A 12,381-nucleotide genomic window follows, 5' to 3' on the forward strand; every position below is an offset into this window, starting at 1 on the left:
GCCCTTAAATTTTCCCCTAACAGTCGTGGAGAAAGGATTGACTGAGCTAACTACTAAGCGCCCTGACACTGAACTGGCTCATCTTGCCTGGTGCATCATCGTAGCGGTAAAGCTTGCACGGAAAGAGGGAAAATCTCTCACGCCTCTTCAAACACACATGTTCATAATGCAGTGGCTTTCAACCGCTCAAAAGCGCAAGCTTTTTCCTAAATCTTTGGCACCTGACATTATATGGTTACAGGCACAAGGAAAACAGAAAGGACCAGCTGCACGGCTTTACAGTAAGGTTGAATATATCTGGTTAGCCAGCTCTGGTGAGTTAGCCAGCCAGAGCACACTGTTTCGGTTTACTTGCATGATCGACACCCTGCGCTCAATGGGCTGGCAAGATCACCTATTATCTGATACCGAGTGGCAGGAGGGTTGGAAATGCAGTACTGAAGTATCTGCTGTATATACGCAAAAATCACAACTTCATCGTTCATTTACAGAGGCTGGAGAGCTTATGCACCCTCTTGAGGTGCGCCTTACTGGGATTCCTGACGGAATATTTCCATTACTAATGCAGTGCGGGCTCAAGACTCTTAAGCAGTCTGTGAACATGGGCTACACGATCCTTCTTCTACAACCAGACGACATGTCCGCCATCGAGAAATATTGAAAATCTCACTTTTATGAAGCAAAGTAGGCGTATCAGGTGAGAGAAACACTCAGGATGAATATGCAAGGCGAAACGGTAATCTGCCATCAGTGTGTGGGAGAGAAATATGTTAAGTCGGTGATTAAAGCTCAAGGCACAGCAGCGGTTCCATGCAGCTATTGCGAGCGAAAAAGAAAAAACATTCCAATATATGAAGTCGCCGATTTAATGCATCAAGTGTTTAATAACTACTACATTCCTGAAAATGCGTATTATTATAACGAAAGGGATGTAGGAGATTCAGCGAGTGATGTAATCCAAAATGAATTAGGCGTTGAGGAAAATGTTGCAGATGATATTTACCAAGAACTCTGTGAACAGCATAATCCACGTTATCCGGATGATGGATTAGTCTATGACGAAGAGTTTGTATATGGTCGTCGCCAATTTTCATCTCAGCGAGTAAATCAAGCATGGGAGAATATGAAAACCTCCCTAAATAGTGAAACTCGTTACTTTAATCAATCTGTGAAGTTTTTTCTTGACGATTTGTTTTCGGATTTAGATAAATTCCGAACTGACCAATCAGAAACACCAATTAAGACAATTGATGCAGATTTCAGACTCTATAGAGCTAGATACTTTGAAAGTCTACATTCGGTAGAAAGAGAATTACGACATCCTGAACGAAATTTCGGTCCGCCACCTTCAGCTCTAGCCCGTTCAGGTCGCATGAACGCTCATGGTATAGCAGTGTTTTATGGTGCGACCACCCCAGAAATAGCTATTGCTGAGATCCGTCCACCGGTAGGGGCTCATGTCATCGTGGCTCCATTTTCTCCGCGTAAATCCTTAAGGATTTTAGATCTATCTGCATTAGATGCGTTGATATTTAGTCAAGAAAGCGTCTTCAACCCTGAGACAATCAAAAGTCTGGAAAATACTGCCTTCCTGAAAACATTTTCTCACAAACTGACGTTACCCGTTTTTGATAATCAGGACAAAGGATACTTAATCACACAAGTTATCGCCGAATATTTGAGTGTTTCGAAGGAATATAATCTAGATGGAATTAGTTTCCGCTCCACACAGGTAAAAAAAGATTCATCCGTGAGTCGGCGGAGAGTTTCCAAAAAAAATGGCTATAATGTGGTGCTATTTAACAAATCCTCAGGTGTAATGTATTCTGGCCGAAATGAGAGGGCTTATAAGGTTAGTCTGATGGAGAATCTGGACGATGACAGGGATTTCTTTAATCCAACAATTCAGTTGGTCGAAGCTAGTCCTGTGTCTCAACATGTATGGTCACACTCATCATTTATGAATAATAGCAAAACGCTTGAGCTTATAGTTTCAGAATTGAAATATTATAAAATTGATGGTGTTCTTTTTCAAAAATCCATGAAAAATATTACTCAGGGAGAATCGGTAAAAAGACGTACAGAAAGCCAGCCCCCAGAGGAAATAGACCCATTCTAACAACGAAGTTCTAGTAGACCGTAAATTGCAACAACTCTGCACCAGTCGCGGCTCTTACGTTTTCAAAATGAGGTTGTAGGTTCAATACTGCAACCTCGTAACGCACATTAATCAGTGCGCACCACAAATCATAAACCCCTTACAAATCAACAACTTTGTCAATGCAGTTTTAAAGTGTCACCTTGATCTGCAAGATAGAAGTGTCTCACAATCGAGATCCTGTATTTGAATGCATTCGTTCCCCCTCGTTTCTGCACTAAGTTGTTCCTTAGTTACACCCATAAATCTAGTCAGAATGCTGAAACGATAGTTGATTACACCTCTATCAAGAGCACCGGCACCCCTGCCAAAAACATTCTTGGGAGATTTTGTAGATGTGATCTCAATCGGTGGCTGTTTCATGACTGGATTAGTGTGAAGTTCTGAGGCATGGATCATTGCCTAACCGGCTAACTTTCAATACATTAGTAGGATTAGAGTTTTTACTTATCTTCCGAACGAACAAATGGAATGAGAAATGATAGATTTCACAAATAAACTTAAGAAAAAAGAACTCCCAAAGAGAATAAACCCAGTTGAAATATATGAGTCATTAGATAGACGTAGCGAAGCTGGCCCATTACGTCCTTCCCAAAAAAGTATTCTCGAACAATGGTTTAACAGTAGGCGTGACGAAAGGGATAATATAATTAAGCTACACACAGGGGAAGGTAAAACATTAATTGGATTGCTAATTTTACAGTCTAAAATCAATGAAACCAATAGCCCTTGCTTGTATGTTTGCCCTAATATTTATTTAGCAAAACAAGCAGTCAAAGATGCAGAAAAATTTGGCATCCCTTATTGTATAATTGATCATAGTAAAATGATACCGGATGATTTTCTTGCCGGGAGAAAAATACTAATTACTCACGTTCAAAAATTATTCAATGGAAAAACTGCTTTTGGCTTAGGCAGCAAATCAATTCATGTTAATTCAATCATTTTAGATGACTCACAAGCATGCATCGACTCAATTAAGAACAGCTTTACTATTAAAGTAGATAATGAAAGCGCTCTTTACAAATCAATGTTAAATATTTTCTCTGATGAACTACGCGAACAAGGTGAAGGTAGTTATTTAGAAATGGAAAATGGAGTTGGAAATAACACATTGCTTCCAATACCATATTGGTCATGGATTGATAAAAAAGAGTTAGTGGCGCAAGAATTAATTAAAAACATTGAAGATAAAAGAGTGTCTTTTATTTGGCCTTTAATAAAAAACGAAATACACAACTGCCAAGCATTTCTATCTGGTGAATATTTAGAAATTTCACCAATTTTTTCACTAATAGATTCCTTTGGTAGCTTCAGTAAGGCTAACCATCGCTTCCTTATGTCCGCTACTACGCAAGATGATTCATTTTTTATCAAAGGATTAGGTTTTAACGTCGAAGCAGTTAAAAAACCTTTGGTAAATCCTGATCTTGTCTGGTCAGGAGAAAAAATGATTCTAATACCATCATTAATTGATGAAACATTAGACCGTGAGAAAATAATAAACTGGTTGCTTCGTCCATATGACAAACGAGCATTTGGAACAGTATGTTTAGCACCTAGCTTTGCTAATATAAAACAATTCCAGCGAATTGGGGCTACAGTAGCAACTACAGAAACAATTTACGACTGCATTGAACAGTTAAAAAGAGGTGTATTTTCCAATTCTATGGTCTTTGCTAACCGCTACGATGGCATAGACTTACCTGATAATTCATGTCGTATTTTAATTATTGACTCTAAGCCATACTCTGAAACTTTAACAGATAGATATGAAGAGGAATGCAGGCCAAGCAGTGATATCATTAATGTAAAAACAGCCCAGCGTGTTGAACAAGGGTTAGGCCGGAGCGTGAGGGGCGAAAAGGATTATAGCGTTATTATAATCACCGGTGGCGATCTTGTTCAATTCTTAAAAAGCCCATTGACTACAAAATATTTCTCTCCTCAAACCAGAATGCAAATTGAAATAGGAAGTCAAATTGTAGGTTTTGCTAAAGATGAAATTGATGAAGGTGCAGAAGCTGATAAGTTATTCGCCGGATTAATTAATAAATCTTTGCAACGTGATGAAGGTTGGAAGGAGTACTATGTTGAAAGCATGAATGAAATTGATATTCGCGATAGAAAAGATAATCTTTATGATCTAATTTCACTAGAATACAAAGCTGAAAATTTATTTATAAAAGGTGATTTAGACAAAGCATGTGATGTATTGCAAGATATTTGTGATAGACATGTTGAGGATGAAATGGAGAAAGGCTGGTATCTTCAACTTCAAGCGAGGTATAAATATAACATAAGTAAAATTGAATCTAATAAAATTCAAAAATCAGCATTCCAGCGAAACTGTAATCTCCTCAAACCTAAAGACGGAGTTGTATATAAAAAAATTGACAATATAAATGCTACTAGGGTAAATAGAATAAATAAATGGGTTAGCGCACATACTGATTATCAATCTCTTATGATATCCGTTGATAGCATTTTGCAAAACATTTCCTTTGGTGTTCAATCTGACAAATTTGAAGATGCTATGCATAACTTGGGGTCCTCTATTGGATTTGTTTGCCAACGACCGGATAAGGAAATCAAAAAGGGACCTGATAATCTTTGGGGGGATGTAGATGGACAGTATTTCCTCTTTGAGTGTAAAAATGAAGTTGATGAAAACCGAGCTGAAATTAATAAAACAGAAGCTGGTCAGATGAATAACCACTGTGGCTGGTTCGCAGACGAATACGGCAATGCAAAGTGCAAAAAAATCATAATAATAAATACAAGAACACTTTCATATCAGGGTGATTTCAATGATGAAATATTTGTTATGCGAAAATCAAAACTTAAACTATTAAAAGATAATGTAAGATCTTTTTTCAAAGAGTTCAAAGATTATGACTTGCAATCGTTGGATGAGACCATTATCCACAGGTTTATTAGGCCACATAATTTAGATATTGAAAGTCTAACTTCTATTTACACAGAATCAATAATCAAGGCAAAAAAATAATTTTTAGCTCCGGCAGATGTTGATTAACAAAAACATCTGCCGAATTTCAAACCATCGGATACTTTCTGATTATTTATTGGCCGAGGAAATATTCATGACCCATTCAATAGCATTAGGTGTTCTGACCCAAGGTTTAATATTATGGTTTATATAATCAATTGCTTCATCCATTTCACCTAACGTGATATACCCGCTGTTAGACTTTGGTTGCAATCTGCGCTTCGATAACAAGCTGGGGATGTGTCCATTAGAATCAATCGCAATTCTAGCGATATCACCGGCATCAGGGGATGACTGTCTGTAGGCCAGAAGGGCGCGTGTATACTGAAGATACGGGCGCACATCTTCTGAATAATCATCCAGTAGTAAGGTCAGCTCGTCCACCATTTCCAGTTCGAGATAATAGCCAGTTAATAAATGACGGATCCCCTGGTTATCGTTCGGGTTGAGTTTAAGCATTTCGCGGCAGTGAGCCATAGCTGGGTAGAAGTTACCTGACTCCCATAATGCCTCAGCCAAAGCTCCTTTTGCTCTCATATATGGCCGAGTTTCGACAAATCCCCAGAAACGTCCAGCGAACTCCTGAAAATCCTCGCCAAGAGCAATGCTGGCTGCGTACAAAGCCGTTTCCAGATTACCGATTTTTGACTCAGGGGGGTCTTCAGATATCTCGCAGTAGAATGAGTATGCGTCAGCACAGAGTGGGGATTTCTTGATAGCTTTTCTGATGAGTTTCAGCACAACGTCCAGGTCATCAGTTTCCCAGGCATCGAACATAAACTCCTGAGCCGCAGCCAGATCCAACTGTAATTGCTCAGAACTGACAGCATTTTTATATAAATCAACGCGCTTTTTAGTCGGGAATTTAATCATCTCAAGTATCCTTTTGGGTGCTTACCGTTACCCGGTACTTTGCAGCACTGATGGTCGATTCTACCGCTTTGAACTTGCCACAAACAAGCTCGGGTCTGCCAGAACGGGATTGATAGCCCGGAGCTGTTCCTGGACACGCAACTGAGCCTTACGGCTGGGCGATTTTTTGCTTCGCTCCCGTTTGCCTTCGCTTTCCCGCTCATCCTGTTTTACCTGAGCCAGTCTGAGTACAGTTCCGAGACGTTTGTTATCGACAATCTGCCCCTGGTCGACACAGGCCAGCTTATCAAATGCCTGGCACTTAAGGCTCCGATGTCCATAGTGGAAGGCGAGGGTGCCATCGGGATAATCCAGTACTTTAATTTTTTCACCGGCAAGACGGCTATTTTCTTCTGTTGGGTCCATGAGATAAAGGATCTTATCGTACTGGAATGTCAGTGATTTCGACACGGTACGAACATCATGCCAGGCAAAGATGTCTCTTAATTCATCGGGGCTTTCCTGCACAGGACGATGCAAATCTTTCGGAAACCTTGCCGGTCGTGAAAACCGGCGGTTAAAGTCAGCGATGAAAGTGGCAAGCCAGGCATTCGCGGCTTCAATGCCGGTAATGCCTTCCAGACGCATTTCTTTGATCAGCCGATCCTGAAGTGTCTGATTCGCACGTTCCACGCGGCCTTTAGCTTCAGAGCTGTTGGCACAAATTAGCTCGATGGCCAAGTCATAGAGGACACGTCCGAACTGGGTAACGGTGGTATTGCGGTTCTCCGGACCACTGACGCGAAATATTGCGTGTTTGTCACTGTACAGCGATACCGGCTTCCCATGCTGCTCAATGTATTCACGGGTTGCCAGCATGTAGTCAAAGGCTGTTTCTGACTCGCTGAACCGCAGATGCATCAGACGGCCGGTGGCATCATCGATAAATACCAGAAGGCAGCATTTTGGCGCACGGCCTTCAAACCAGTCATGGTGGGAGCCGTCGATCTGGATAAGTTCACCCAAGCAATCACGCCGATGTCGGGGTTGATAAACCCGTGACTTGCGACGAGCATGCGGAACCCAGAGTCCGTCAGACGTCATCCAGTTGCGGACGGTCTCGATTGAAAGCCGGATATCATGGCGCTCTCTGAGTTTTTCAGCGGCCAGCGTGGGTCCAAAATCGCTGTAGTTTTCACGTATCAGTTTGAGCACGCGTAGTTTGAGAGATTCAGTCAACCGGCGGTTGCTGGGTTGGCCGCGTTTACGGCTGACAAGTCCTTCAGCACCAGAAACACGGTAACGATTGATAAGCCGTTGCGCCTGACGTTCTGAGATGCCAAGCTGTGACGCTGCATCGCGGCGACGTAGACGCTTTTCACAAACAGCCTGTATCACCGGCAAACGGTGGATCTCTTTATCTGACATGGTCACCAACATCCGTTGAGTCCCTTAGAATTGCATTCAGTTTAGCTTACTCTAAGGTGACGTTTCTATCTGGATAAAAAGTGACATTACTAAATGGTTATAACATTATAAGTGCGTATAATCAGGATTATGTTAAATCACCTACTGTGGTAAATAAGTTCATAACCGCCCACAGTACGCGATGAATCAGTCAGATGCTAAAGTTTAGTTGTGGACTTACGATGATGATTAAGTCTCAATACTGTGCTCGCACGTTAGTTCCTTCCCCGTTAAATCTCGTTTTACTACATCGGATGTACAGCTTGCAGAAAATGTCCAAACACTCTGCCCGATGCCGTGGGCATGTGGGCATGTGGGCATGTGGGCAGATTTTAGTATTGAAGATTGAAATTATGAGAAAGCCGCTGGGTTACTGTTAAAAGAAACGTCCCTTGTTATCCCGCCAGAGAGCAGCCCCGGCGCTCATTCCGAAAGTACCTGTAGTTAACCTTATTGTCATCCACCAACCAGCCATATCATTGCCCTCTCAATTGAGAGGGTAAGCATCTACTTTACAATATAATTTATATGTACCAATAAATTATATTACAAATCTTTTTTATTTTCTCGTGCAAATAATCCAAACATCCCAGAGATAAGCACAACCAAGAAAAATAAAAAAACAACCGCAGCAATAACCAAGAGCATTAAAATAGTAATCTCACCTATCTGATGGCGAGTGAGTGAAGTCTCGATTATGTAAGGAATCAAAATAACAATAACCACAGCTACCGCATACCCCAAAAATACTTTTATAAGAAATTTTCGAAATTCGTTTTTGCTCTCCTTTAGTGTGCCCACCCTTAATATTGGCGTCAACATTACTGAAATGAACAAAAACCCCAGATAATAACCATTATTAACATCAGGTTGTATAAAGCCAGGGATTAAGAGCAAGATGATTAGAGGTAGACACACCACCCAAATACCAACTATTAGGGAATTTAACCTTTTTATGGTTGCTAAATCTAGTTTATTCATATGGTGACTCCTTTATTATTACTCTTTAATAAAATAACGAGGATTATGTTAAATTTTGTCGGCGCACATATACAGCCAAATTTATACCGTCCTCTTTCCCGGCTGAGTTACAACAGTTCACTAATTTTTCCTTTCTAGCTTATCAATCATCATTTTTTTAAACTCTTCGGGGTATTCACCAGTTTTCAGTTGAGCCTGGGCACTAAACGAGAATGCATCCCTATAAAAATTGGCTACAGAAATATTCTCAACGAATGACGTGTCAATATATTTTCTATATCTTTTCTTAAGACCCAAAGTAATCGCAGGATTACCGTTATGAAGAGGAAGGTGTATGTCAACTACTTTATCAAAATCATCATTGCTTATTGGGAATGAGTTAAAGTCAGTTTCAATTAAGTCATACATTCCCGAATGCTTGTAAAGTCTTAGATAAATATCACAAGTTAACTGAAGATCTAATTTCCCCCAATAAAACTGAAGAAAACTACTAATTCCTGCGCAAATATGCATCATCCTTTCAATACGATAATGGTACTTCTTGCTTTCATTCTTATAAAACATATTGCAGAGTTTTTTAAATGCAGACCCAATTAAGTTTACCCTATCACCCGAATCGCTCGGCACAGAAAACATTTCACACATACGTTTAATATTACTGCCATATGTTATAAGTACCATGAAAAGTTTTGATCCGAAATTATCTGCCCATGCCTCTATAATTCGATTATCTTCATCATTTATTGATTTATAATAGTTATGATGATTTAAATAATGGGCAAGTTCATGGCATACGATTAATAATGCCACAAATAACTCTGTTGAATCTGTTACTTCCCGAACACAACAATCTTGAGAAAACCTAATGGTTGAATTTTCATTCCTTCCAACAATTGAAGCATGTTGCCACAAATTATCAGAATAATTAACTTTGACAGAGAATCCATATTCCTCTTTATAAAATGATTCAAGATCTGCTATAGCTTTTCTGAATACATCCTCGTAGTAATACCTAGCCATTTCTCAATCCTTTAGTAAAAATTAACTTTTGTTATTCGCGGCCAAATGATACCGTTGATAGTAACATCCACTCAAATTTTTCGCTCTCAGAGTATCTATCTACCCAGATACCGGTCACTTTCTCTCAACTTTAAAAATAATATCTTCATTTTATCTCGTTCTGTCGAATGATGCGCTCGCCGGTGATCATTGGGACAAAGCACGACAAGATTATCTAAGCTGTCGGGTCCATCTTCTTTCAAAGGCTGGATATGATGCACTTCAGCAAATACTGTCCCCTTAGGAGTTCGAAATCCAAGTTCGCCACAATACTCACAAATTCCCCGACTTCTCTCTAATGCCCTAAGGCGAAGGGACCTACTCCTGCGTGATACTTCATAATGTATCTCCTCTGTTTCAACACTAAAATCACCATGTTGATCTTCGTATTGATTTGCCTCACCGCGTACGAGTGTCAGGACTCCAGTACTCTCATCATAAGTTGCACACCATAATTCGGTATCCAGAATGCGTTTACTTGTCGTACGCTCTTTTAAAATAACGTGGACTCGTAAACCCTTTCGAATTATTTCTTTGTATATCTCATCAGTTCTATGACCCTTATGGTTCTGTCCGCGAGCTTGGTAGCTGGTTGAATAATGAGCCTTCAGTTCTGTCGGATGACGAATGTTATCCATCCATACGTTAACAACAGCAACATCACCTTCCAGCCATGCCCAGCACTGATTGAGATATGGGGAATTTGCGTGAGGCCAACGAGATAAAGACATACCTGCCATTTTTAGTAGGTCGTATATACGTAACCCTTTTTGGGGAATTGGCAAACTCATTTTTACCTCGTCTATCATTTAGGGAGCAAGAAGCCCCCTACTCTATCGTCATTTTGAACCGGATCTGAGTATTATTTTTAGCATCGAACTCTTGCTGGCGATAGTTCTTAATGGTGAATACGTCAACTCTTCTTAACGGAACCATTCGGGATGCTTTTGTTTATCGACCCGCTGGACCTGTGCTGTGTACTCCTCAACCTCTTCCGACCTTAGCATGATCTCATACGAATTAATAATAAATGGTCGTAACTTCACTGCATTTTTTTTGATTTTCGAATCAGCATAAACATTAATGATAAAATGCAATCGTTGGTCAGAAGAAAACTGGCGTCGCCATGCTTGATAGCTCTGAGTCTGCTTAATGTAGTTGGTCAACAGCGGAGCATATGCTTCATTTTCTTCAGGACTTAACGTCTGACCTCTTACAATTTTATTGATGATTGTAGCAACACCCGCAACCACATCTCCAAAATTTACCGCAGTCGTGATTTTTGTGTTATTAAAATCATTTTGAGCTAACGACACAAGCCATGTCTTTTTAAAACACCAATCTCTGAAATACACGAAATGTGATGTTACAGGTGTTGCATGGTTAAACTCGTCTAAGTTCCAGCCAAATCCTTCCATCGTAATTTTACTGATCTCTTTGTCAATTAAATCCATAATACTTACTCCTGCGTTTTGCATTGTTTGATTTTTATTTTGGCTTATACTCTCTCCGTAATAGTTATGCTAGCATAATCAAATGAATCCCAAACAATGCCTGCACACCAAATTTTAAATATCTTACAACGTATTTAATAAAACGTGTGTGTAGTTTAATGGAGTTAGTATGAGTAATATTCATTTAATAACAACATGTGCGAAAAGTAAAAATGGCGACGTGAAAGACTCTATTTTTCCAAGTGATATTACTGATATCCATCAGGCATTTTCAGAATGGTCATTGATGGTCAGACACCGGTATCAGTTACGTAAAGACATTACTGAAGCAAAAAATTTGTATCGAGGTGCACACTGGAAAACTGCGTTAGAAATAAGCAATCACTTTCCGAATGTATCGCTTTGGGTTATTTCCGCAGGTCTCGGACTTCGTCATAGTTCCGATCCCACAATGCCCTATGAAGCAAGCTTCTCATTCATGCCCCACAACTCGTCAGACGTATGGGCACTGCACATTCGTGAACCGATTTTGCCAGGCCACATTAGTTCGCTTTCTGAACTTCTCGGTATCCACAGCGCGGATCGGTTTGTTCTGGCTGCATCCCCCCTCTATCTGAAAGCGATAGAGCGGGACCTGCTTGAAGGTATCAATAAGCTATCAGATCCGTTTACACAGGTTACTATTGCCACAACTAAAGCCTATGCCGGTAACCTACTGCCGTATGTGAAATGTGCAAATCAGTCCATGATGGGCGAGCTGGGTGCAAACATGACGACTCTCAATATCAAACATGCAAAACATCTTGTTTCAACACTCTACGAGCAAATGAAAATCGAATAAGGCGCTTAGGTTAACAGTATTTGGCGCCTTGCAGGAAATCCCGATCACCGGCTGGAGGGCCGTAGGGTAAAGTAACTTTTCTCGCGGTCTATCGCAGGGGCAACATACTTCTTAAGGGAATTCGCATTCACTAAATTCGATGCCATTAGAGCGAAGTAATTCTCTGATATCATCGGCGAGGAAATACGCCTCATTCGTGTTGTCCTGACCATTAAAGAAATCGGTCTCAGGCAATGTAATTACCTTAGATTTCACCAGCTCATGGTTCTCGTTACTTTCGACAATTGCGTCGGCAATAACATTCGTTGCCCAATCGCGATCAAAACCTGGCATCGCAGGGAGTTTTGCCACTACGTCACTGGGTAAGGCGTCGATATAGTCCAAAGCTGCTTGCGCTACCGAAATCAGTTCTTTCATGCTTGTCACCTCACTGTTTCTCTGTTCCACCGTTCTTACTTCACGGCACCAGATTTTTGTTGTTTATTCATCAGATATTCTTCACCACACTTCTCACATTTCAAAATGTATTCAGCGGGCCTGAGTGGCTTTAGAGCTATTG

At 40.4% G+C, this 12,381-nt stretch carries 11 protein-coding genes; 4 read left to right on the plus strand and 7 right to left on the minus strand.

The features are described 5' to 3' along the window. The first annotated feature begins 37 nt into the window (after positions 1 to 37). From L6R44_RS11260 to L6R44_RS11270, 3 genes are all read left to right on the plus strand, one after another. Entirely contained in the window at positions 38 to 661 is a 624-nt protein-coding gene (locus tag L6R44_RS11260; protein WP_237424252.1) for a DUF2913 family protein, read from the plus strand. A gap of 60 nt (positions 662 to 721) precedes the next feature. Continuing rightward, a complete protein-coding gene (locus L6R44_RS11265; protein WP_237424253.1) occupies positions 722 to 2,119 on the plus strand; it encodes an RES domain-containing protein in 1,398 nt (465 codons plus the stop codon). A gap of 517 nt (positions 2,120 to 2,636) precedes the next feature. Then, the gene (locus tag L6R44_RS11270) at positions 2,637 to 5,168 is read left to right on the plus strand and encodes a DEAD/DEAH box helicase family protein (RefSeq protein WP_237424254.1); all 2,532 of its coding nucleotides are present in this window, start codon (positions 2,637 to 2,639) and stop codon (positions 5,166 to 5,168) included. 69 nt (positions 5,169 to 5,237) lie between these two features. Here the strand turns inward: L6R44_RS11270 and L6R44_RS11275 are convergent, their stop codons facing one another. From L6R44_RS11275 to L6R44_RS11300, 6 genes are all read right to left on the minus strand, one after another. Beyond that, the gene (locus tag L6R44_RS11275) at positions 5,238 to 6,041 is read right to left on the minus strand and encodes a hypothetical protein (protein ID WP_237424255.1); all 804 of its coding nucleotides are present in this window, start codon (positions 6,039 to 6,041) and stop codon (positions 5,238 to 5,240) included. A 60-nt stretch (positions 6,042 to 6,101) separates the two neighbouring features. Next, on the minus strand, positions 6,102 to 7,448 hold the full coding sequence (locus L6R44_RS11280; RefSeq protein ID WP_237424288.1) for an ISNCY family transposase: 1,347 nt from the start codon (positions 7,446 to 7,448) through the stop codon (positions 6,102 to 6,104). Between the two features lie 585 nt (positions 7,449 to 8,033). Then, entirely contained in the window at positions 8,034 to 8,468 is a 435-nt protein-coding gene (locus L6R44_RS11285) for a hypothetical protein (protein ID WP_237424256.1), read from the minus strand. Positions 8,469 to 8,588: 120 nt separating this feature from the next. Continuing rightward, entirely contained in the window at positions 8,589 to 9,488 is a 900-nt protein-coding gene (locus L6R44_RS11290; protein ID WP_237424257.1) for an ImmA/IrrE family metallo-endopeptidase, read from the minus strand. Positions 9,489 to 9,583: 95 nt separating this feature from the next. Further along, complete coding sequence (locus tag L6R44_RS11295; protein ID WP_237424258.1) at positions 9,584 to 10,318, minus strand: HNH endonuclease; 735 nt, start codon at positions 10,316 to 10,318, stop codon at positions 9,584 to 9,586. Between the two features lie 132 nt (positions 10,319 to 10,450). Beyond that, positions 10,451 to 10,981 (minus strand): hypothetical protein, encoded by a 531-nt coding sequence (locus L6R44_RS11300; protein ID WP_237424259.1) that lies wholly within the window; start codon positions 10,979 to 10,981, stop codon positions 10,451 to 10,453. Between the two features lie 169 nt (positions 10,982 to 11,150). Between L6R44_RS11300 and L6R44_RS11305 the strand changes: the two genes are divergently transcribed. Next, positions 11,151 to 11,822: a DUF6884 domain-containing protein gene (locus L6R44_RS11305; RefSeq protein WP_237424260.1), complete on the plus strand. Its 672-nt coding sequence runs from the start codon at positions 11,151 to 11,153 to the stop codon at positions 11,820 to 11,822. Between the two features lie 111 nt (positions 11,823 to 11,933). Here L6R44_RS11305 and L6R44_RS11310 read toward each other — a convergent pair whose 3' ends face one another. Next, the gene (locus tag L6R44_RS11310) at positions 11,934 to 12,239 is read right to left on the minus strand and encodes a hypothetical protein (RefSeq protein ID WP_237424261.1); all 306 of its coding nucleotides are present in this window, start codon (positions 12,237 to 12,239) and stop codon (positions 11,934 to 11,936) included. Positions 12,240 to 12,381: the final 142 nt, after the last annotated feature.

The organism is Enterobacter cloacae complex sp. ECC445 (assembly GCF_021892025.1).
Classification (GTDB): domain Bacteria; phylum Pseudomonadota; class Gammaproteobacteria; order Enterobacterales; family Enterobacteriaceae; genus Enterobacter; species Enterobacter chengduensis.

Coding starts and splice junctions, on each gene's coding strand:
- L6R44_RS11280 (WP_237424288.1), bottom strand. CDS start 7,448: ATGTCAGATAAAGAGATCCACCGTTTGCCGGTGATACAGGCTGTTTGT.
- L6R44_RS11270 (WP_237424254.1), top strand. CDS start 2,637: ATGATAGATTTCACAAATAAACTTAAGAAAAAAGAACTCCCAAAGAGA.
- L6R44_RS11310 (WP_237424261.1), bottom strand. CDS start 12,239: ATGAAAGAACTGATTTCGGTAGCGCAAGCAGCTTTGGACTATATCGAC.
- L6R44_RS11295 (WP_237424258.1), bottom strand. CDS start 10,318: ATGAGTTTGCCAATTCCCCAAAAAGGGTTACGTATATACGACCTACTA.
- L6R44_RS11275 (WP_237424255.1), bottom strand. CDS start 6,041: ATGATTAAATTCCCGACTAAAAAGCGCGTTGATTTATATAAAAATGCT.
- L6R44_RS11300 (WP_237424259.1), bottom strand. CDS start 10,981: ATGGATTTAATTGACAAAGAGATCAGTAAAATTACGATGGAAGGATTT.
- L6R44_RS11305 (WP_237424260.1), top strand. CDS start 11,151: ATGAGTAATATTCATTTAATAACAACATGTGCGAAAAGTAAAAATGGC.
- L6R44_RS11265 (WP_237424253.1), top strand. CDS start 722: ATGCAAGGCGAAACGGTAATCTGCCATCAGTGTGTGGGAGAGAAATAT.
- L6R44_RS11285 (WP_237424256.1), bottom strand. CDS start 8,468: ATGAATAAACTAGATTTAGCAACCATAAAAAGGTTAAATTCCCTAATA.
- L6R44_RS11290 (WP_237424257.1), bottom strand. CDS start 9,488: ATGGCTAGGTATTACTACGAGGATGTATTCAGAAAAGCTATAGCAGAT.